Annotated in this window: 16 protein-coding genes; 9 read left to right on the forward strand and 7 right to left on the reverse strand. The window is 67.0% G+C overall.

The genetic code is table 11. The features are described from left to right. Positions 1–106: 106 nt before the first annotated feature. Positions 107–1,396 carry a glutamate-1-semialdehyde 2,1-aminomutase gene (hemL, locus tag F7R26_RS04380; protein ID WP_150988543.1) on the reverse strand — a complete coding sequence of 430 codons (1,290 nt, stop codon included), beginning with the start codon at positions 1,394–1,396 and terminating at the stop codon, positions 107–109. A 215-nt stretch (positions 1,397–1,611) separates the two neighbouring features. Between hemL and F7R26_RS04385 the strand changes: the two genes are divergently transcribed. From F7R26_RS04385 to F7R26_RS04410, 6 genes are all read left to right on the forward strand, one after another. Beyond that, positions 1,612–1,782: a rubredoxin gene (locus F7R26_RS04385; protein WP_150988546.1), complete on the forward strand. Its 171-nt coding sequence runs from the start codon at positions 1,612–1,614 to the stop codon at positions 1,780–1,782. A 446-nt stretch (positions 1,783–2,228) separates the two neighbouring features. Next, the gene (locus F7R26_RS04390) at positions 2,229–2,723 is read left to right on the forward strand and encodes a response regulator (RefSeq protein WP_150988549.1); all 495 of its coding nucleotides are present in this window, start codon (positions 2,229–2,231) and stop codon (positions 2,721–2,723) included. Positions 2,724–2,749: 26 nt separating this feature from the next. Next, positions 2,750–3,118, forward strand: coding sequence for a response regulator (locus F7R26_RS04395; RefSeq protein ID WP_043344417.1), 369 nt, complete (start codon positions 2,750–2,752; stop codon positions 3,116–3,118). Positions 3,119–3,184: 66 nt separating this feature from the next. After that, positions 3,185–3,754 (forward strand): chemotaxis protein CheW, encoded by a 570-nt coding sequence (locus tag F7R26_RS04400; protein ID WP_150988552.1) that lies wholly within the window; start codon positions 3,185–3,187, stop codon positions 3,752–3,754. An 86-nt stretch (positions 3,755–3,840) separates the two neighbouring features. After that, entirely contained in the window at positions 3,841–6,009 is a 2,169-nt protein-coding gene (locus F7R26_RS04405) for a methyl-accepting chemotaxis protein (RefSeq protein WP_150988555.1), read from the forward strand. Positions 6,010–6,094: 85 nt separating this feature from the next. Further along, the gene (locus F7R26_RS04410; RefSeq protein WP_150988557.1) at positions 6,095–12,112 is read left to right on the forward strand and encodes a hybrid sensor histidine kinase/response regulator; all 6,018 of its coding nucleotides are present in this window, start codon (positions 6,095–6,097) and stop codon (positions 12,110–12,112) included. A gap of 407 nt (positions 12,113–12,519) precedes the next feature. On the opposite strand, the gene F7R26_RS04415 is transcribed toward F7R26_RS04410, so the two are convergent. From F7R26_RS04415 to F7R26_RS04430, 4 genes are all read right to left on the reverse strand, one after another. Continuing rightward, positions 12,520–13,470: an IS110 family transposase gene (locus F7R26_RS04415; protein WP_193692084.1), complete on the reverse strand. Its 951-nt coding sequence runs from the start codon at positions 13,468–13,470 to the stop codon at positions 12,520–12,522. Positions 13,471–13,695: 225 nt separating this feature from the next. Continuing rightward, positions 13,696–15,000, reverse strand: a complete 1,305-nt coding sequence (locus F7R26_RS04420) for an MFS transporter (protein WP_150992631.1) — start codon at positions 14,998–15,000, stop codon at positions 13,696–13,698. Between the two features lie 125 nt (positions 15,001–15,125). Beyond that, positions 15,126–15,368, reverse strand: coding sequence for a hypothetical protein (locus F7R26_RS04425; RefSeq protein WP_035859752.1), 243 nt, complete (start codon positions 15,366–15,368; stop codon positions 15,126–15,128). Further along, complete coding sequence (locus F7R26_RS04430; RefSeq protein ID WP_150992629.1) at positions 15,361–16,797, reverse strand: aldehyde dehydrogenase family protein; 1,437 nt, start codon at positions 16,795–16,797, stop codon at positions 15,361–15,363. Before F7R26_RS04430 ends, F7R26_RS04425 begins: the two co-directional genes overlap by 8 nt. A 188-nt stretch (positions 16,798–16,985) precedes the next feature. Here F7R26_RS04430 and ppa point away from each other — a divergent pair, with 188 nt between their 5' ends. Then, the gene (ppa, locus tag F7R26_RS04435; protein ID WP_043344428.1) at positions 16,986–17,513 is read left to right on the forward strand and encodes an inorganic diphosphatase; all 528 of its coding nucleotides are present in this window, start codon (positions 16,986–16,988) and stop codon (positions 17,511–17,513) included. A gap of 179 nt (positions 17,514–17,692) precedes the next feature. Further along, positions 17,693–18,247 (forward strand): cytochrome b, encoded by a 555-nt coding sequence (locus F7R26_RS04440; RefSeq protein ID WP_150992627.1) that lies wholly within the window; start codon positions 17,693–17,695, stop codon positions 18,245–18,247. A gap of 21 nt (positions 18,248–18,268) precedes the next feature. Here the strand turns inward: F7R26_RS04440 and F7R26_RS04445 are convergent, their stop codons facing one another. After that, positions 18,269–19,528, reverse strand: coding sequence for a GNAT family N-acetyltransferase (locus F7R26_RS04445; protein ID WP_150992625.1), 1,260 nt, complete (start codon positions 19,526–19,528; stop codon positions 18,269–18,271). Between the two features lie 239 nt (positions 19,529–19,767). Between F7R26_RS04445 and glnK the strand changes: the two genes are divergently transcribed. Next, positions 19,768–20,106, forward strand: coding sequence for a P-II family nitrogen regulator (gene glnK / locus F7R26_RS04450; protein ID WP_006162803.1), 339 nt, complete (start codon positions 19,768–19,770; stop codon positions 20,104–20,106). A gap of 98 nt (positions 20,107–20,204) precedes the next feature. Here the strand turns inward: glnK and F7R26_RS04455 are convergent, their stop codons facing one another. Further along, positions 20,205–20,846, reverse strand: a complete 642-nt coding sequence (locus F7R26_RS04455) for a trimeric intracellular cation channel family protein (RefSeq protein ID WP_150992623.1) — start codon at positions 20,844–20,846, stop codon at positions 20,205–20,207. Between the last annotated feature and the right edge of the window lie 5 nt (positions 20,847–20,851).

The following is a 20,851-nucleotide window of genomic DNA, read 5'->3' on the forward strand; positions in this document are numbered from 1 at the left end:
TGCCGTTGCCCTTCAGCTTTTGACCTTGAAGTGGCAGTTAAGCCGTTGCAGCTGCAGTTCAAAGACCAACAACACAGACCCTCAGGCCCTCAGACCCTCATGCCCCTCATGCCCCGAAAGCCTTGCGTGCGGCTTCGATCGTAGTGGCGACGATCGCGTCGTCGTGCTGCGCCGAGACGAAGCCCGCCTCAAAGGCGGACGGCGCCAGGTAGACACCGGCATCCAGCATGGCGTGGAAGAAGCGGTTAAAGCGCGCGGTATCGCACTGCGTGACTTCAGCAAAGCTGCCCGGCACGCCCTCGCGGAAGTACAGGCCGAACATGCCGCCGATGGCATCCGCCGCGAATGGCACGCCGGCATCAGCCGCGGCCGCGGCCAGGCCGTCGGCCAGCTTGCGGGTTTGCGCGGCGAGGCGGTCATGGAAGCCCGGTGCCTGGATCAGCTTGAGGGTGGTCAGCCCGGCCGCCACCGCCAGCGGGTTGCCCGACAGCGTGCCGGCCTGGTACACGGCGCCCAGCGGCGCCAGGCAGGCCATGATGTCGCGCCGCCCGCCAAAGGCCGCCGCCGGCATGCCGCCGCCGATCACCTTGCCCAGGCAGGTCAGGTCCGGCGTGATGCCGTAATGCGCCTGCGCGCCGCCCAGCGCCACGCGAAAGCCGGTCATCACCTCGTCGAAGATCAGCACGGCGCCATGCTTGGTGCACAGCGAGCGCATGGCTTGCAGGAACGTATCGCTTGCGCGCACCAGGTTCATGTTGCCGGCCACCGGCTCCACGATCACCGCGGCGATCTCACCGGCGTGCTTGATAAAGGCTTGCTCGAGCTGCTCGACGTTGTTGTACTCCAGCACCATGGTGTGCTTGGTCACGTCGGCGGGCACGCCGGCCGAGGAGGGCGCGTTCTTGGTGGTGTCGGCAAAGGTCAGCAGGCCGGAACCCGCCTTGACCAGCAGGCTGTCGGCGTGGCCGTGGTAGCAGCCCTCGAACTTCACGATCAGGTCGCGCTTGGTGAAGCCGCGCGCCAGGCGCAGCGCGCTCATGGTGGCCTCGGTGCCGGAGGAAACCAGGCGCACCTGCTCGATCGACGGCACCAGCTTGCAGATTTCCTCGGCCATCTCGATCTCGGCCTCGGTCGGCGCGCCGAACGAGAAGCTGTGGGCCGAGGTCTCCTGCACCGCGCGCACCACTTCGGGGTGGGCATGGCCGACGATCATCGGGCCCCAGGAGCCGATATAGTCGATATAGCGCTGGCCGTCGGCGTCCCACATGTAAGCGCCTTCGGCGCGCGTGATGAAGCGGGGCGTGCCGCCCACCGAGCGGAAGGCGCGCACGGGCGAATTGACGCCGCCCGGAATGGTTTGCTGTGCGCGGTCGAAGAGCTGCTGGTTACGAGACATGGCTTTGCGTGAAATCAAAAGCGGGAGAAACGCGTTCTAACAGGCAGCAAGTTACCTTGAAGATGCCGGCAAAAAGGCTCAAATGCGAGGCATTTACGCGGTAACGTGCGCGAACACGGCGTATTTGGCCCGAATCCTGCTTGCCCGGCTGGCGCCGGCGGCGCCGATTCGGTACCATCTGGCCCTGAATTTTAATGGAGAGTGACTGGACCGTTATGGAATACAAGACCTGGATGTGCCTGATCTGCGGCTGGATTTACGACGAAGCTACCGGCGCGCCCGAAGACGGCATTGCCGCCGGCACCAAATGGGAAGACGTGCCCATCAACTGGACCTGCCCGGAATGTGGCGCGCGCAAGGAAGATTTCGAGATGGTGGCGCTCTGACATGCTCCAGGATGGCTGGAGTTGCTGAACAGCAACGCTAGCATTGCCGCGTCGCCAGCCAGCACCGGCTGGATGGCGTGATCTGGCCATGCGTCACCATGACGCGACCGTGACGGCACCGCTTCGGGCCTTGGCCCGGCGTGGCGCGTCGCGTCGATGCGACAGATCGCCAGGGGCCGCCCGAGATTCCGGATTGACGGCCCCACGGCGACTTGTCACACTCTGTTTCAAATTTGAAAATCCACCCTTTGGGGGGTGGACCGCGGCAGGCGCGGGTACCACGCGCCGCCGTTTGCCGGGCACCGGGGCTATCCGGCCGGCGTGTTTTCGGGAATTAAAACGTTTTGTTTCGGGGGTCCGTCGGGGCGGCCAGGCTGCCTTGCGCGGAAGTTCTCAAGTGAATGCCGGCGTTTCCGTCAGGGAAGCACGCCGGTCGCGGGAACGAGATGCGGGTCGCTCATCTACAAGAAAGTATTCGGATCAACGCCGAGGTCAGCGGCGCGGTCGAAGCTGGCGCCGGCGCTAGCGGCGCTGCTGCGCCTGCGCGCCGCAAGGTGCTCGTCATTGACGATTCCAGCACCATCCGCCGCACCGCCGAGATATTTCTGTCCCAGGCCGGCTGCCAGGTACTGCTGGCCGAAGACGGCTTCGAGGCACTCGCCAAGGTCGGCGACATGCATCCGGACCTGATCTTCTGCGACATCCTGATGCCGCGCCTGGACGGTTACCAGACCTGCGCCCTCATCAAGAAAAGCCCCCGGTTCCATGCCATCCCGGTGATCATGCTGTCCTCCCGCGACGGCGTGTTCGACCGTTCGCGCGGCCGCCTGGTCGGCGCGCAAGACCATCTCGCCAAGCCTTTTACCCGTGAGTCGCTGCTGCAGGCGGTAGACGCCTGCGTGCCACGTGCCGTTGCCGTGGCCAGCCCCTTGCCGGCTTGAGCGCAATCCAAGGAATCCCAATCATCATGACTATCAGCAAAATCCTTATCGTCGACGACTCCCCCACCGAAGCCCTGTTCATGTCCGACCTGCTCGGCAAGAAGGGCTTCAAGGTCTCGGTGGCCGGCAATAGCGAACAGGCCTTCGCCCGGCTCGAGAAGGAACCCTTCGACCTGATCCTGATGGACGTGGTGATGCCCGGCCAGAACGGCTACCAGGCGACCCGCGCGATCAAGCGCGACGACCGCTTCAAGGACATCCCCGTGATCATGTGCACCAGCAAGGGCCTGGACACCGACCGCATCTGGGGCATGCGCCAGGGCGCGGCCGACTATGTCGTCAAGCCGGTCGACGGCGAAGAACTGCTGACCAAGATCGCTGCGCTGGCGCACTGAGCCGCGCGCCGGTTACCTGCCCGCTCGCATCCGAACCCATCCTTGCCTTCTCACCGGAATCCGATCATGACCGCGCCGCGCCAGGATCTTCGTGCCCGCCAGACCCGGCTGCAGGACTACCAGGCCATGCTGGCCCGCCGGCTGCGCGAGGCGCGCAGCCTGCCGGCGGTGGACAGCTTCCTGGGCCTGCAGGTGGGACAGCGGCACTGGCTGCTGCCGTTGCCGGAGACGGGCGAGGTGCTGGAGATGCGCCAGCCCAGCCGCGTGCCGCTCACGCAGTCCTGGTACACCGGGCTGGTGAACGCGCGCGGCAGCCTGCTGGGCGTGATCGATTTCGGCTTGTTCTGCGGCGAGGGAGCCACCGCGCTGCAGCCGGGCAGCAAGATCGTGGTGCTGTCGCGCCAGGTGGAGCGTGCCTGCGGCATCCTGGCCACGCGCGTGATCGGGCTGCGCCATGCCGGCGACCTGTCGTTGCCGGTGGAAGCGGCGAACGCGCCGCCGGCGGGGCCGGAGGCGGCGCAGGACTGGGAGGGCGCACGTTTTGCCGATCGCGACGGGCGCGACTGGCAGGTGCTCGATGTGCGCAGGTTGCTGGCGTCGCCGGCCTTCCTGCAGGTGGGCCGGCAGGCTGCCTGAACGCCGCGCGGCGCTGCTTGCAAGGTCGCGGCGACACAATGGTGCGGCGACAAATCAAATTCAAAAAATAACGGACAGAGGGTGCTATGGGTTTCAAGATGTTCAGCCTGGGTCGCCAGGCGCCGGCGGCCGGTGCCGCCGAACTGGCGGCAGACGCCGCAGCCGCGCCCAGCAAGCGAAGCACCCCGGCCGAGACGCTCTCGGGCCGGCTGTCCCGCATCCCGTTTGCCAGCCAGCAGCGCGCGCTGACCACCGGCGTGGTGGTGTCACTGGCGGCGCTGCTGGCATCGGTGTATTTCGATAATCGCGAAGCCAACAACGGCGCGGCGCAGATCGAGATCGCCGGCGACATGCTGATGCACTCGCAGCGCCTGGCCAAGGCCGTGCCGGTGGCGCTGCTGGGCAATGCGCAGGCGTTCACGCAGCTGCGCCAGTCCAAGAGCGAGCTCGCGGGCGACTTGCAGGCGCTGCAAAACGGCAGCGATGCGAAGCACGTGCGCGCGACCGGCGCGGCCGCCGCGCCGCTGCTGGAAAAAGCCATGGAGTCCTGGCAGCGCACCGAGAAGAGCGCCGGTGACGTGCTGGCCCAGCAGCCCACCCTGACCACCATCGGCCAGACGCTGCAGATCTTCAACGCCTCCAACCCCGAACTGCTGGAAAGCGCGGAGCAGGTGGCGGCAATCAAGCTGCAAAGCGGCGCCAATGCGCGAGAGGTGGCTGCCTCCGCGCAGCTGGTGATGCTGACGCAGCGACTGGGTAAGAACCTCAACGAGTTCCTGGCGGGCGAAGGCGTCAACCCGGAAACCGCGTTCCTGCTCGGCAAGGACACCAATACCTTCCGCGAAACCCTGGACGGCCTGATCAACGGCAGCGAAGCGCTGCGGCTGTCGGCGGCGGGAGATGCCGAAACCCGCGGCTACCTGCAGCAGCTGTCGCAACGTTTCGACGCGGTGCAGAAGACCACCCAGACCATCCTGCAGAACCTGCCCGGCCTGATCGCCGCCAAGCGCGCGCAGCAGCAGATCTTCAACGACAACGAGGCACTGCGCGGCGAGCTGTCCGCGCTGCAGGCCGCTTATGCGCAAGGCGCGCGCATGCGCCCGCTGACGCTGGGCGCCACCATCGTCTCGGCCTTGCTCACGCTGCTGTTCCTGGCCGGCCTGGCCGCGCTGTACCTGCGCGACTCGCGCGCCCGTACCCTCGAAGCCGAGGCCCGCGAGCGCGAGGCGGAAGCTCGCCGCCTGGATGAAAAGCGCAACAACGACGCGACCCAGAAGGCGATCTTGCAGTTGATGAACGAGCTGCAGGACATCGCCGACGGTGACCTGACCAAACAAGCCACCGTGACCGAGGACATCACCGGCGCCATCGCCGACTCGGTGAACTACACCGTGGAAGAACTGCGCGAACTGGTCGGCCGGGTGCAGCAGACTGCCGGCGAGGTGACGCAGGCATCGGGGCAGGTGCAGGACACCTCGACCGAGCTGGTCGCCGCCTCGGAAGAGCAATCGCGCCGGATCCGCCAGACCGGCGAATCGGTGGTGGAGATGGCGGACCGCATCACGCAGGTCTCGCGCGGCGCGGCGGAATCCGCCAACGTGGCGCGTGCCTCGCTGGCCGCGGCCGAGCAGGGCCAGCACGCGGTGCAGAACGCCATCGTCGGCATGAACGACATCCGCGAGCAGATCCAGGACACCTCCAAGCGCATCAAGCGCCTGGGCGAATCCTCGCAGGAAATCGGTGAAATCGTCGAACTGATTTCCGACATTACCGAGCAGACCAACGTGCTGGCGCTGAACGCCGCCATCCAGGCCGCATCGGCCGGTGAAGCCGGGCGCGGCTTCTCGGTGGTGGCCGAAGAAGTGCAGCGGCTGGCAGAGCGCTCCGGCGAGGCAACCAAGCAGATCGGCGCGCTGATCCGCACCATCCAGACCGACACCCAGGACGCGGTGCACGCCATGGAGCGCAGCACGCAGGGCGTGGTGGAAGGGGCCAAGCTGTCGGACAACGCCGGCGCCGCGCTGGTGGAGATCGGCCGCGTGTCGCGCCAGCTCGCCGAGCTGATCGAGCAGATCTCCCAGACCACCTCGCATGAGGCGGGGCTGGCTACCGCGGTGGCGCGCAATATCGAAGGGATCTTGCAGGTGACCGAGCAGACCTCGTCCGGCACGCGCCAGACGGCACTCTCGGTGCGCCAGCTGACCTTGCTGACCGAAGAGCTGCGCAATTCGGTGCTGCGATTCAAGATCGCCTGACGAGTCAGCATTGGTGTTCAACGCGAGCCCGCGCGGATGCGGGCCACGGACCGGCGCCACCGCATTGGACGCATTGGAAGCAGTCATGTCATTGAATTTCCCTGTCTCGCGCGAGGCCGCCGGCACCGATCCGGCCGTGCAGGATCCGCTGGCGCCGATCCCTTCGCCGGACCTGTCCGCCGAGCTGGCCGCCCCGGCCAGCAAGCCTGCGGCGCCGGTCGCCCGTGATCTTTCCGTGCTGGCCTGGCTGGCGCCGAGCCTGCGCGCCGCGCTGGATGACGCCGCGGCCGAGCTGGGCCATTACGTCGATGAAGTGCAGCAGGCACCCGAGGCGCTGGGCGCGCGCGACACCACTTCGCTGCGCCTGGCCGGCCAGCACCTGCACCAGGCCGCCGGCGCGGTGCACATCGTTGGCCTGCGCGGGGTCGATCCGTATTGCCAGGCGCTGCGCCGCCTGCTCGAAGGCATCGATGGCGGCGCCGTGCCCGCCGACGCCCGCACGCTGGCCGCGTTCCGCCTGGGCGTGCAAGCGCTGGCCGAGTACGTCGACGACCTGATGGTTGGCGACGACGAAGATCCGGTGCGGCTGTTCTGTTCCTATGCCGACGTGCTGGGCCGCCTTGGCGAAGACCGCGTGCACCCCGCCGACCTGTGGGTGGACGAGCTGCAGATGCTGCCTGGCATCCTGCTGCCGATGCGCATGGCCTCCACGGTCACGCGCGCGCGCCAGCGCTTCGAGGCGGCGTTGCTCAAGGCGCTGCGCCTGCCGGTGCCGTGCGCCGAGCCGAGCCTGTTGCACGAGGCCTATCTGCCGCTGGAGTCCGCACTGGAAGACGTACGCGCGAGCGAGCAGGAACTGCGCCGCGCCACCGACCATCCGGACCGCGGCGTGTGGCATGTGCTGGCGTTGGTGTTCGGCGCGCTGGCCCACGGCCTGCTGCCCTCGGACCTGCTGGCCAAGCGGCTGGCGGGGCGTGCCCATCTGCTGCTGCGCCAGTACCTGCAAGGCCAGGTGCGGGTGCCGCAAGCCTTGCTCAACGACGCCGTGTACCTGCTGGTCACCACCAGCGGCACGCCGCCCGCGGACGAACCGCAGAGCGCGCCCGTGCTGGTGCTGCGCTCCGCCATTCGCGAATGCCTGCAAGCCTTCCGCATCGATGCGGCGCATGCCACCGTGCATGCCGACTTCCGCGTGCGCTATTACGGCTGGCTCGACCCGATCGACACGCGAAACCTGCAGCAGGCGGCCACCGCGCTCGAGCGGGCCGCTGCCGCTGGCCCGGATCATGGTGAATGGCATAACGCGCTCGCCGCGCTGGCCGAAGCCGCGCAGCCGCTGGCCCAGCCGGCGCTGCTGCGCTGCCTGGATGCCGCGCTGCAGGTCCGACCCGGTGCCGATGATCCCTTTGGCGCCAGCGCCATTGCCTTGTTCCTGGGGCGGGCACTGGCGCTGCCATGGCGCGTGCATGGCAGCACCGGGCATGCGGCGGCGGCCGAGTTCGCGCGGCGTTGCGATGAACTGACCTTGTACCTTGGCGCGCATGAGCGCGAGCCCGCTGCGCAAGCGCCGCGCTGGCTCGCGCAGATGGTCGACCAGGCGCGCACCCAGCGCCTGCGCGAGGCGGCAGTCGCGCAACTGCGCGGCCACCTCGACAGCGGTGAATCCTGGCTCGATGCCTATGACCGCGATGCCGCCCGCGCCGAAGCCGGCGCGCACCTGCGCGACGCCGAACGCGCGTTCGCGGCGCTCGCCAGCACGCTGGCTGGCTTGCGCGAGGCCGGTGCGCTGCCCGAAGCACTGCAGGCCGACGCGCTTGCGGTAGCGGCGGCGCTGGAGCGCGTGATGCCAGCGCTGGAATGGCTTGCCGGCGCCCGCGCCACGCAGGTTGCAGGCGACACTGCCGGCGCTGCCGACGCGGTGAGCGAGCGTTCCGGCCGCCTTGCCGCGATTGCCGGCGAGCTGGGTGTCGTGCATGCCTTTATCGATGCGCTGGCATTTGGCCGTGCCGTATCGGCGGACACGCATGCCGACGCTGTCGACGTTGCCGCGCAAGACGAGCAGAGCGGCGCGGTTTCCCACGCGACGCTGCTCGCCAGGGCGCGCGCGGCGGCCAATGATGCGATTCGCCATCCGGCCGCCGCCGACGCGCCCGAAGTGAAGGCGCTGCGCGCGGCATTGCAGGCGATGAACGAGCAGGCCGCCATCGACGACGCAGCCGGCCTGCGCCGCCAGGCCGGCGAAGCCACTACGCAGCTCAATGCCTGGCTCGCCGGCTCCCATGGCGCGGCCGAACGCCTGGTTGTGGCGCTGGCCGAGGCGCTGCCGGCCAGTGCGCCCGGCACGCCCGCGCCCGCAGCAGCCATGCCCGCCGCGGCAGACACCGCCGCCATCGATGCTGAACTGCTGGATATCTTCCTGACCGAAGCGGTCGAGGTGCTGGGCGAGGTCGCTAGCGATCTCGCCGGCGGCCTCGCCGCGCTGGCGGATGCCGATACCATCAGCCGCCTGCGCCGCGCTTTTCATACGCTCAAGGGATCCAGCCGCATGGTCGGCCTGCATCGCTATGGCGAAGCGGCCTGGGCAATCGAGCAGGTGATGAACCTCTGGATTGCCGAGGCCCGCGCCCCGGCGCAGGGCCTGCTGGACTTGCTGCTGCGTGCCCACGATGAGCTGTCCGGCTGGGTGACCGCACTACGCGGCGATGCGCATGCCGCGCACGACGCCACGGGCCTGCTGGCCGCGGCGCAGTCTGTGCGCGCGGGCGAGCAGCCCGGGCCGGAGCACAGCGCCGAAGGGGCGACCGCGCCTGTGCACGCGGCCGGGCTTGAGCTGGTGGTGACGCAGCCCGAGGACGAGCCGGTGCAGGATTCAGGGCACCCGGCCGAGGCCGAAGCCAACGCAGACGACACCGCGGCGGGGGATGCCAAGGTCATTCCTTTCCGCTTTGCCAGCACGCCGGCCGAGGAAAACGACCACTTCAAGCTGATCGGCCCGGTGCGCATCAGCCTGCCGCTTTACAACGTCTACCTGCAGGAAGCCGACGACCTCATCCGCCAGTTCGCCACCGATCTTTCCGAGTGGCGCCACGAGGGCCGTCCCTGCCCGAGCGAGCTGGCGCTGCGTGTCGCGCATACCTTGCAAGGCAGCGCTTCCACGGTCGGCCTGGAGCCGGTACGCGCCATTGCCGAGGCGCTTGAGCGCCTGATGCTGCAGCTCGGCGCGCACCCGGTGGCGATGCACCCGGGCGACTTCCGCTTGCTGGAGCAGGCGGTGGAGCGCGTGCGTGGCATGCTGCACCAGTTTGCCGCGGGCATCTGGCCTGCCGCCGATGACACGCTCTGCCGCAGCCTGCTGGAGCTTGGCGAGCGCGCCATGGTGCGCCCGCGCCTGGCGCTGCCGGCGGTGGAGCTGCTGGCCGAGGCCGAGGACGCGCCGGTTGCGATGCTGTTCGGCAAGCCGCCCGGCGCGGCCAATGCCGGCAAGCTGCACGATGCCACCGTCACGCCGCTGCATGCGGTGCAAGCACAAGTTGGCCCGGCTGCTCCGGCTGTCACGGATACGCCGGACGAGCAAGCCGCCGAGGTTGCCGAGCAAGCCCCCGATCCGGCGCTCGTCGAGATTTTCCTGGAAGAAGCGCACGGCAGCCTGCCGGAGCTGGGCAAGCTGCTGCGTGGCTGGGAGACCGCCAGCGGCGATGGCCAGCATGCCAGCCACGCCGGCCTGATCCTGCGCGCGCTGCACACGCTCAAGGGCAGTGCCCGGATGGCCGGCGCCATGGCGCTGGGCCAGGCCGCCCACGAAATGGAAACCCTGCTCGATGCCGCCGTGCGCGCCGATCGCGTCGGGCCGCTCCTGTTCGTGCGCCTGTACGCCTGGTACGACCGTATCCTCGCGCATAGCGAGGCGCTGCAGGCCGGCCGCCTGCTGCCGGTGGACGATCCCGAGCTGATCAACACCATGACCGGGCAGAACAGCGCGCCGGACGAGGCGCCGGTTCCGGCTGCGCCCTCACTCGCACCCGCACCCGCGCTTGCGCAAGACGTGCCGCCGGGCGCCACGGTACAGCCGTGGCTGCCCAGCGCGCCCATGCAGCCGGTCGGGGCACCCCTGCCGATGCCCGCAATGGGCGCCGCGCTGGCCCCCGCCGCCGATGCCGCCGAACGCCAGCGTGCGCTCGTGCGGGTGCAGGCCCGCACCCTCGATACGCTGATCACCGATGCCGGCGAAGTCGGCGCGACGCGTGCGCGGCTGGAGAGCGAGCTCGACGCGATGCGCAGCTACCTGGGCGAGCTCAACGACAATGTGGCGCGCTTGCGCGGGCAGTTGCGCGAGATCGAGATCCAGGCTGAGTCGCAGATGGCTTCGCGCACCGCCGATGCCCAGCACACGGTCGAGTTCGATCCGCTCGAGTTCGATCGCTTCACGCGTTTCCAGGAGCTGACGCGGATGATGGCCGAGTCGGTCAACGACGTGGCCACCGTCGAGCAAAACCTGCAGCGCGGCTTCGACCGCGCCGCCGGCGACCTTGACGCGCAGGCCCGCCTCACGCGCGGCCTGCAGCGCAGCCTGATGCAGGCGCGCATGGTGCAGTTCGATGCGCTGGCCGAGCGTTTGTATCGCGTGGCGCGCCAGGCCGCCAGCGAGACCGGCAAGGAAGTGCGCCTGCTGATCAAGGGCGGCACCGTGGAGGTTGACCGCTCCGTGCTGGACCGCATGGCCGGCCCGATCGAGCACCTGATCCGCAATGCGGTGGTGCACGGCATCGAGTCCGCCGACGCGCGCCGCGCGGCAGGCAAGCCCACCACCGGCGCGCTCACGCTGGAAGTGCAGCAAGAAGGCAATGAGGTGGTGCTGCACTTCGTCGACGATGGCGGTGGCCTGGACCTTGCACGCATCCGCGCGCGCGCCATCGAGCGTGAGCTGCTGGCGCCGGACGATGACGCGGGCGATGCCCGCCTCACCGAGATGATCTTCGCCCCAGGCTTCAGCACCGCGGATACGGTGTCAGAGCTGGCGGGGCGCGGTGTCGGCATGGACGTGGTGCGCGCCGAAACGGTGGCGCTGGGCGGGCGCATCGCGCTGGCCACGCAAGCCGGGCAGGGCACCCGCTTTACCGTGCACCTGCCGCTGACGACAGCCATTACGCAAGTGCTGCTCGTCACGCTGGGCGGGCGGCCCTTCGCCATCCCCAGCGGCATGATCGACCAGGTTCAGCAACTGCGCTCGCAAGGCCTGCTCGAAGCTTACAACCAAGGCAGCCTCGACACGCCCGGCGGTGCCGTGCCGTTCCACTACCTCGGCACGCTGCTGGAAGAAACGCCGGCGGTAGCCGCAGGCAAGAAGTACTCGCCGGTGGTGGTGGTGCGCAGCGGCGCCGAGCGCATCGCCGTGCACGTGGACGAAGTGATTGGCAACCGCGAAGTCGTGGTCAAGCACATCGGCCCGCACCTGGCACGCCTCGAGGGCATTGCCGGCGCGACCACGCTTGGCGACGGCGAGATCGTGCTGATCTACAACCCGGTGGTGCTGGCGCAGCGCTTCGTGCGCGAGCGCGGCGAGCTGGCCCGTCCGCAGCTTGCCGCTCTGCCACATCTGCCCCAGCCGGCGCAGCAGCCGGCGCTGGGCGCGGTGGCCGAGTTCTCGCAAGGCGGTGCGGCTCCGGTGCAAGGGCTGGCCACGCAGCCGACCGTCATGGTGGTTGACGACTCACTGACCGTGCGCAAGGTCACGCATCGCTTGCTGACCCGGGCCGGCTACCAGGTGGTGCTGGCGCGCGACGGCGTGGACGCGTTGCGGCAGTTGCAGGAGGTGATGCCTGACGCGATGCTGGTCGACATCGAGATGCCGCATATGGATGGCTTTGACCTGACGCGCAATGTGCGGGCGGATAGCCGGACCGCGCATATGCCGTTGGTGATGATCACTTCGCGCACGGCGGAGAAGCATCGGCGTTATGCGGCCGAGATCGGGGTGAATGTTTATTTGGGTAAGCCGTATAACGAGGATGAGCTGCTCACCACGTTGCAGCATTTGCTGGGTGAGCGGGCGGTTGGGATGGCGGGGTCGGTGGCGCAGATGCTGGGGGAGGATGCGGGGAATTGATGGTGGTGGTGGGTGGTTGACTGCAACTGCTTAACTGCGACTGCCTGACGTCAAAAGCAACTGCGGTTTCACCACCCCTGCGGGGCGGCGACCTACTTTCTTGTCTTGCCAAGAAAGTAGGCAAAGAAGGCGCGCCGGATGGGGCGACTACCTCCTCGGGCTTCGGCGAAAAGAGCGGCCGGGACCCAAACTCGCATCGCCTTAGGGCGATACTCAGACATGGGTCCCTCTTTTCCGCTCTTTTCGCCGAATCCCGAGGCGCCCCATACGGCCTTGGCACACCTCCACGGCTCGCTTCGCATCGCCGTGGGTGATTCCCGCCCCTTCGGGCGGGAATCACGGCTACCACAGTGGTTGATCTTGCCGCTGGTTGGCTCCCCTCTCCCACTTGTGGGAGAGCAACCGTGTCAAGCGGGCAGTTTGTTTTCCCACGGCTGACCGGTCTTCGCCATGGTATTGAGGACTGTCAGCAGCTTGCGCATGCAGGCAGTCACGGCGAGCTTGAATGGCTTACCGGTAAGACTCAAGCGCTCATAGAAACTACGGATGGCAGGGTTATGACGAATCGCAGTTACCGTCGCCATGTACAGCACATTGCGCACCTCGGCTCGACCGCCGCGGATGTAGCGTTGTCCCCGGCGCTTGCCACTGTCGTCGTTAAACGGCGCCACGCCGACCAGCGCTGCGATCTGCTGGCGGTTGAGCTTACCCAACTCGGGCAGTCGCCCCAGCAGGGTGAACACGCTGACTTTGCCAATGCCCGGCACACTGCTAAGCAATTCCACTTTGTGCTTCCATACGTCACTGGTGCGCAGCTTGTGGGTCATATCGATATCGAGCGACTTGATACGGGCGTCCAACCATTCGATATGCTCTTTCAGGCTCTTGATGGCAAGCGGCGGCGCAGTGGCGACTCGAGCCTTCTCTTGCGCCCGCATGACCACGAGCTGGCTGCGCCGGTCCAACAGGTCAGCAAATTCGCGCTGCGCCTCGTCGGGCAACGGACGCACTGGCGGCCGGATCTGCTGGGCAAAACGCGCCAGCACGCGCGCGTCGAGCCGGTCGGTCTTGGCCAGAATCCCGCAAGCTTTGGCGAAGTCGCGCACCTGCTTGGGGTTGACAACTGCGACCGGCAATCCGGCACCAGCCAGCGCGATACTGACGCTGGTTTCATAACCGCCTGTCGCCTCAAGCACGATGCGATCGATTTGACCTTCGTCGTTGTGCTCGGCCAGGTATGCCAACAGCGAAGCGATACCCGCTTCGTCATTGATGAACTGCAAGCTCGCGCTGTCAGGCAAAGAGTCCAGATCCAGCGTGTTCTTGCTAACGTCGATTCCTACAACCTTGATATCCATTTGGCTTATCCCATCCTTGTGACCATTCGGCGTGCTGCCATCCAACCGTTCGGGCTTAGGCTAAACGCTATCAAAAATGGAAGCCTCGATCCTCGCTCTCCCTCGAACTTGGGCTTTCGCCCAGGGCATGGGGCCATCGATCTGAGGCTTCCAGGACATATTTTCCGACATACAAGGGGCCGGGGGAGAGGGCGGGCGTACCTTGTGGCGCCGGCCCTTGATCTCCTACTTGTTCACCATCCGCGCCGGCACCGACAGCGTCAGCGCCGCACCCACCACCAGACACGCCGCCAGCAGGTACATCCCGGAGTCCGTGCTCTGCGTCATGTCCTTCAACCAGCCCACCGCATACGGGCTGATGAACCCGGCCAGATTCCCGAGCGAGTTGATTAGCGCGATCCCCGCGGCTGCGCCTGTGCCAGCCAGGAAGGCCGTCGGCAGGCTCCAGAAGAGCGGCAGGGTGGTCAGGATGCCGATGGTGGCCAGCGTCAGGCCGAGCAGTGCCAGCACGGTATTGTTGTGCCATTGCACCGACAGCACCAGGCCGACTGCGCCCAGCAGCGCGGGAACGGCGATATGCCAGCGGCGTTCGCGGGTGCGGTCGGCGCTGTAGGCCACCAGCACCATGCCGACCACCGCGCAGCCGTAGGGGATGGCGGTGAGCAGGCCGATGTCCAGCGGGCTCTTCACGCCGGTCTGCTTGATGATGGTGGGCAGCCAGAAGCTGACGCCGTACAGGCCCATCACGAAGCTGAAGTAGATCGCGCTCATCAGCCACACGCGCGGGCTGGACAGCACCTTGCCGATCGGCGCGTCTTCCTTGTGCATGTCCTCGGCGGCGATATTGCGCTGGAGCAGGGCCTTTTCTTCGTTGCTCAGCCACTTGGCGTGGACGATGCGGTCGTCCAGGTAGGCCAGCACCACCAGCCCTACCAGCACCGACGGGATGCCTTCGAGCAGGAACATCCATTGCCAGCCGGACCAGCCGTTGCGGCCGTCGAACGATTGCATCATCCAGCCCGACAGCGGCCCGCCGATCACGCCGGAGAGCGCGATCGCGGTCATGAAGTAGGTGGTGGTGCGCCCGCGCCGGTGCGACGGGTACCAGTAGGTCAGGTAGAGGATGATGCCGGGGAAGAAGCCGGCTTCGGCGATCCCCAGCAGGAAGCGCAGCACGTAGAACATGGTCGGCGTGGTGACGAACATCATCGCCGCCGAGATCACGCCCCAGGTGATCATGATCCGCGCGATCCAGATGCGTGCGCCGACCTTGTGCAGGATCACGTTGCTGGGCACTTCAAACAGGAAGTAGCCGATGAAGAAGATGCCCGCGCCGAGGCCGTAGATGGTCTCGCTGAACTTCAGGTCGCCCAGCATCTGCAGCTTGGCGAAGCCGACGTTGACGCGGTCCAGGTACGCCACCACATAGCAAAGTAAAAGAAACGGCACCAGGCGCAAGGTCACCTTGCGGTAGGTGGCGTCCTCGAACGCGGGGTCGGCGGCGCCGGAATGTACTGCGGTTGTTGTCATGCTGTCTCCTCTTGGATCTGTAGATCTACATGGATCTATTTTTCTGGTTGCACGATACCGCCGGGGTGGCGCCGCTGGCCGCATGCGGCGCCGGAAAGCACGTCTACCACGTCTGGGCGAATGCCTTAGTGCGCGAACGGGCCGCGGCCGCGCAGCGCGTTGGCGACCATCATCAGCGCGAGCAGGAAAGGCAGCGCCACGTAGAGGCACCAGTGCACGCGGTCCCCCACGGTGTCGCCCCATTTGCGCTTGAAGACTTGCAGGCGCGGCATGGCCGAAGGGTTGGTGGCGCGTTTGTTTCTGACGTGCCACGCCATCCAGAAGAAGAAAATGGCGAAGGCGACGGAGAGGAAGTTGATATTACCCATGTTGAATTGCGATGGTTTTCAGTGTGGTGAATCCGTACAGGGCTTCGAAGCCCTTCTCGCGGCCGTAGCCGGACTGCCCGCTGCCGCCAAAAGGTAGCTCTACCCCGCCGCCGGCACCGTAGTTGTTGATAAAGACCTGGCCCGCGCGCAGCTTGTGCGCCAGGCGCAGCTGGCGCGCGCCATCGCGGGTCCAGATGCCGGCGACCAGGCCATAGGGCGTGCCGTTGGCGAGCGCGATGGCTTCGGCTTCGGTGTCGAACGGCGTGGCGGCCAGCAGTGGGCCAAACACTTCCTCTTGCGCCAGCCGGTGCGTGGGCGGCACGTCGCGGAACAGCATCGGCACCTGGTAATAGCCGGACTCCGGCGCTTGCGCCACGATCTGGCCTTGCGCCATGGCGGTAATGCCGGCGTGCTGCGCATCGGAGACGAAATCCCAGACGCGCTGCTGCTGCTTGCGGTTGATCAGCGGGCCGCATTCCAGGTCCAGCTCCGACGGCCCGACGCGCAAGGACTCGAACACCGTGGCCAGGCGGTCGAGCACGGCGTTGTAAAGCGGGCGTTCCACCAGCACGCGGCTGCCGGCCGAGCAGGTCTGGCCCGCGTTTTGCACGATGCCGTTGACGATGACCGGCACCAGCGCGTCGATGTCGGCATCGGCAAAGACGATCTGGGGTGATTTGCCGCCGAGCTCCAGCGTGACCGGCACGTGGTTTTCGGCCGCCATCTGCGCGATCAGCTTGCCGGTCTGCGGCGAGCCGGTGAAGGAAATGTGGTTGATGCCGCTGTGGCGCGCCAGCGCGGCGCCGGCTTCATGGCCGTAGCCGGTGACGATGTTCAGCGCGCCCTCGGGCAGGCCGGCTTCGGCCGCCAGTTCCGCCACGCGCAGCAGCGACAGGCAGGCGTCTTCGGCGGGCTTGACCACGCAGGCATTGCCCGTGGCCAGCGCCGCGCCCACGCTGCGCCCGAAGATCTGCAGCGGGTAGTTCCACGGGATGATGTGGCCGGTCACGCCATGCGGCTCGCGCACGGTCAGCACGGTAAAGCCGGGCTGGTAGGGGATGGTCTGGCCGTGCAGCTTGTCGACCGCGCCGGCGTAGAACTCGAAGTAGCGCGCCACGGCGCGCGCGTCGGCGGTGGCCTGGCGCAGGGGTTTGCCGGTATCGCGTGCTTCCAGCGCGGCGAGCTCGGCCTCGTGCTCGATCAGCGTCAGCGCCACGCGGTTGAGCAGGCGGGAGCGCTCGGCGGGCGCCATCGCGCCCCAGGCGCCGTCGGCGGCCTGGCGCGCGGCGTGCACGGCCACGTTGATGTCGACCGCGTTGCCGCGGGCGATTTCGGCGAAAGGCTCGCCGCTGGATGGGTCGAATACCTTGATGCGCAAGCCGGAGTCCGGCGCGATCAGGCGGTTGGCAACGAAGTGCTGGGCGTGCATTGGATGGCTCCGGCTGGATGCGACTGCCAGGTTTTGGCTGGCAGTGCGCCTGTCGATGCGGCTTGCGGACAATCCGCCATTATCACTCACGGCGCGAGACGCGCAAGGCACGCGCGCGTCAGGCCTGGGTCAGCTTCGAAACGCTATAATGCCCGCCATCCTCAAACACAGGCATCTGGAGAGCAAGCATGAGCTTCAACCTCGTTTCCCCCGGCAAGGACATCCCGAACGATTTCAACGTCATCATCGAAATCTCCGCCCAGAGCGACCCGGTGAAGTACGAAGCCGACAAGGAAACCGGCCTGCTCTTCGTCGACCGTTTCATCGGCACCGGCATGCGCTACCCGGCCAACTACGGCTTCATTCCCCAGACCCTGTCGGGCGACGGCGACCCCGTCGACGTGCTGGTGCTCTCGCCGTTCCCGATCCTGGCCGGTGCAGTGGTGCGCTGCCGCGCGCTGGGCATGCTCAAGATGACCGACGAGTCGGGCGTGGATGCCAAGCTGGTCGCCGTGCCGCTGGACAAGCTGTCGCCCGCCACCGCCTTCATGAAGGGCTTGTCGGACGTGCCGCAGAACCTGCTGGACCAGATCAAGCACTTCTTTGAGAACTACAAGGCACTCGAAGCGGGCAAGTGGGTCAAGGTGGAAGGCTGGGCCGGCATTGAAGAAGCCCACAAGGAAATCACCGACGGCGTGGCGAACTACACCAAGTAAGCAGCGGCATCCACGGTCAGTCGTGCCAGATTCCGGGGCGTGGCTGAACCGATGCTGAAAAACCCCGCTGCGGCGGGGTTTTTTGTTGCGCCAGGCTTGATGGAAACCAAAGACGCCATAAAGCCGGTGGGTTAAGCTTCAATCACAGAACAACCCGGCAGGCAAACTGCCAATTCCCCATGTCCGCTACCTTTTCGACGCCGTCCAGCCTGGCACGGTATTCCGGCCCGGCGGTGTTCTTCCACTGGGCAGTGTTCCTGCTGATCGCCACCGCGTACGCCGCGATCGAGCTCAAGGGCTTTCTGCCCAAGGGCAGCGCTTCCCGGGCGTTGTCGATGTCGGTGCACACATGGGCTGGCGCGCTGGTGCTCGTCCTGGCAGTGCCGCGTCTGCTGTGGCGCCTGGTGCGCGGCGCGCCGGCACCCGAGCCTGGTCCGCGCTGGATGCAGCTGCTCGGCAGCGCCATGCACCTTGTGCTCTATCTGTTCATCTTCGTGCAGCCCGTGCTGGGCCTGCTGGCCCTCAACGCCGGCGGCCACCTGCTGACGGTGCCAGGCCTTGGCATCGAGCTGCCCGCGCTGGTGGCGCAAAGCAAGGACCTGAAAGAGATCCTCGAGGATGTCCACGGCACACTGGGCACCGCCTTCTACACGGTGATCGGGCTGCACGCCATCGCGGCGCTGTTCCACCACTACATGCTGGGCGACAACACGCTGCGGCGCATGTGGCGCTAGACACGCGCCGGGCAAGCCGCCCTAGCTGCGTGCGAACGGCGTGCGGTCGTTGAGCTCGTCCAGGTAGGCATCGATGCCCTGGCGCTCGCGCACCAGGAAACGCTCCACGGCATCGGCAAAGGCCGGGTGCGCCAGCCAGTGCGCGGAGCGGGTCGCCACTGGCAGAAAGCCCCGCGCCATCTTGTGCTCGCCCTGGGCGCCGCCTTCGAAGGTGCGGATGCCCTGGGCTATGCAAAACTCCAGCGGCTGGTAGTAAGCCGTCTCGAAATGCAGGCAGGGGTGGTGCTCGAGCGCGCCCCAGTAGCGCCCGAACAGGGTGCTGCGCGCCGGGTCGCCGTCATAGACCACCAGGGACGCGGCAATCGGCTGGCCGGCACGCTCGGCGACCACCAGCAGCAGGTTCTCCGGCATGGCGGCGCCGATGCGCTGGAAGAAATCCAGGTTCAGGTAGGGCGTGGAATGATGCTCGCGGTACGTTTGCCGGTAGCAGCGGTTGAAAAAGCGCCAGTGCGCCTCGTCGATCTCGGGCCCGCGCAACTGGCGGAAGGTGATGCCGGCGTCGGCCACGCGGCGGCGTTCGGCGCGGATATTCTTGCGTTTCTTTTGCGAGAGCGTGGCCAGGAACGCTTCGAAGCTCTCGTAGCCCGGGTTGGTCCAGTGGAACTGCACGCCGTGGCGCATCAGCATGCCGGCGTCTTCCATCAGCGTGGCCTCGTGCTCGTCGGGAAACAGCACGTGCAGGGAGGACAGCTGGCTTTGTTCCGCCACCGCCAGCGCACATTGCAGCAGGCAGCGGCGCGCGTCTTCGTCCTCGGCCAGCAGCCGCGCGCCTTGCACGGGCGTGAAGGGAATCGCGGACAGCAGCTTGGGGTAGTAGGGCAGGCGATGCTGCGCGTAGGCGTCGGCCCAGGCCCAGTCGAACACGTATTCCCCATAAGAGTGCGACTTCGCGTACAGCGGCATGGCCGCCGCCAGGCGCTCGCCCCCCTCGGCGCGCGGCGCCCATAGCGTCAGGTAGCGCGGGCTCCAGCCGGTCTCGTCGCAGGCGCTGCCGCTGGCATGCATGGCGTGCAGGAAGGCGTGGCGCAGGAACGGCGTGGCCCCGGGCTGGGCCGCCACCAGGGTGTCCCACTCGGCCTCGGGCAGCTCGGACAGATCGAAAACGATCTGCGTGCGATAATTCTCCATCCGCTCGTGTTCCTGCTGGGCTTGTGCCGCGGCCGCCCCCGGGGTGGCCGCGTCAGGCTGGCCGGAGCCGGGCTTGAAAGATTCAGACTGCATTGCGCTAGATTTGCTCATCATCGGCGCTGCCTTAGGGCGGCGCCCTTGTTCCGGCATGGCTGCTTATCGCTGCTTATGGCTGCTTATCGCGGCTTATGGCTGATCACGCCGCGCCCGCGCAGATGCGGGCGCAGCGACGGTTGAGTCTACCGGAAATGGCGCGGTGCGGCAGGGCACATCCTGTTGCCGGCTGGCAGGCTAAAATCTCTCACTAACCAACGACTATATAAGGGGCCAATATGAAGCAGATTACCGCCATCATCAAACCGTTCAAGCTGGACGAAGTGCGCGAGGCGCTGGCTGACGTCGGCGTGACCGGCCTGACGGTAACCGAGGTGAAGGGCTTTGGCCGCCAGAAGGGACATACCGAGCTGTATCGCGGCGCTGAGTATGTGGTCGACTTCCTGCCCAAGATCAAGATCGAGGTCGTGGTTGCCGAGAACCAGCTCGACACCGTGCTGGACGCCATCGTCAAGGCAGCGCACACCGGCAAGATCGGCGACGGCAAGATCTTCGTGACCGAGATCGAGCGCGTGATCCGCATCCGCACCGGCGAGCAGGACGAAGCCGCCGTTTAAGCATTCGGGCGCGCAAGTCTTTTCAGCGTTCAAGCATCGGCGGACAATCCTGGCGATCCCACGGGAGGGGGCGCCTGGATTGCCGCCGTTGTCGTCGCCTAGCTCGGCAACTTCCAGCCGAAGCGCACGCACAGCAGGCGCGCCGCCGTGATGGTGATGGCGCCCGCCAGCAAGGCCAGTTCCTGCTCGGCCTGCAGCCAGGTCAGGCCAACATAGACACAGCAGCCGACGAAGGCACAGGTGGCATAGGGCGAGCGGTCACGCAGGATCATCGGCACCTCGTTGCACAACACGTCGCGTACCACGCCACCGAACACCGAAGAGATGATGCCCATCATGACCGCTACGGTCGGGGTCATCTGCGCCACCAGCGCGAGCGATGTGCCGGTGACCGAAAACAGCCCCAGGCCGATCGCATCGGCCGTGATCATGGTGCGCTCGGACGCCACCCGGCTGACCACCCGCAGCACGAACGACGCGCCGAGCGACATCACGAAGATCAGAATCACATAGCCTTCGTGGTCGACCCAGTAGAAGGGGCGGCGGTCCAGCAACACGTCGCGCACCGTGCCGCCGCCGAAAGCGGTGGCGAACGCCACCACGAAAGTGCCCACGGCATCGAAGCGCTGCTTGCGCGCATCGACCACGCCGGAGACGGCAAAGGCGAGCACGCCCACCACTTCCATGACATGCAGGATCAGGGGCAACCGCCCCATCAGGAGATCGAGCGGCAGATGCATCGTGC

This window comes from Cupriavidus basilensis (assembly GCF_008801925.2).
GTDB lineage: Bacteria > Pseudomonadota > Gammaproteobacteria > Burkholderiales > Burkholderiaceae > Cupriavidus > Cupriavidus basilensis.

Coding starts and splice junctions, on each gene's coding strand:
- hemL (WP_150988543.1), bottom strand. CDS start 1,396: ATGTCTCGTAACCAGCAGCTCTTCGACCGCGCACAGCAAACCATTCCG.
- F7R26_RS04385 (WP_150988546.1), top strand. CDS start 1,612: ATGGAATACAAGACCTGGATGTGCCTGATCTGCGGCTGGATTTACGAC.
- F7R26_RS04390 (WP_150988549.1), top strand. CDS start 2,229: ATGCGGGTCGCTCATCTACAAGAAAGTATTCGGATCAACGCCGAGGTC.
- F7R26_RS04395 (WP_043344417.1), top strand. CDS start 2,750: ATGACTATCAGCAAAATCCTTATCGTCGACGACTCCCCCACCGAAGCC.
- F7R26_RS04400 (WP_150988552.1), top strand. CDS start 3,185: ATGACCGCGCCGCGCCAGGATCTTCGTGCCCGCCAGACCCGGCTGCAG.
- F7R26_RS04405 (WP_150988555.1), top strand. CDS start 3,841: ATGGGTTTCAAGATGTTCAGCCTGGGTCGCCAGGCGCCGGCGGCCGGT.
- F7R26_RS04410 (WP_150988557.1), top strand. CDS start 6,095: ATGTCATTGAATTTCCCTGTCTCGCGCGAGGCCGCCGGCACCGATCCG.
- F7R26_RS04415 (WP_193692084.1), bottom strand. CDS start 13,470: ATGGATATCAAGGTTGTAGGAATCGACGTTAGCAAGAACACGCTGGAT.
- F7R26_RS04420 (WP_150992631.1), bottom strand. CDS start 15,000: ATGACAACAACCGCAGTACATTCCGGCGCCGCCGACCCCGCGTTCGAG.
- F7R26_RS04425 (WP_035859752.1), bottom strand. CDS start 15,368: ATGGGTAATATCAACTTCCTCTCCGTCGCCTTCGCCATTTTCTTCTTC.
- F7R26_RS04430 (WP_150992629.1), bottom strand. CDS start 16,797: ATGCACGCCCAGCACTTCGTTGCCAACCGCCTGATCGCGCCGGACTCC.
- ppa (WP_043344428.1), top strand. CDS start 16,986: ATGAGCTTCAACCTCGTTTCCCCCGGCAAGGACATCCCGAACGATTTC.
- F7R26_RS04440 (WP_150992627.1), top strand. CDS start 17,693: ATGTCCGCTACCTTTTCGACGCCGTCCAGCCTGGCACGGTATTCCGGC.
- F7R26_RS04445 (WP_150992625.1), bottom strand. CDS start 19,528: ATGCAGTCTGAATCTTTCAAGCCCGGCTCCGGCCAGCCTGACGCGGCC.
- glnK (WP_006162803.1), top strand. CDS start 19,768: ATGAAGCAGATTACCGCCATCATCAAACCGTTCAAGCTGGACGAAGTG.
- F7R26_RS04455 (WP_150992623.1), bottom strand. CDS start 20,846: ATGCATCTGCCGCTCGATCTCCTGATGGGGCGGTTGCCCCTGATCCTG.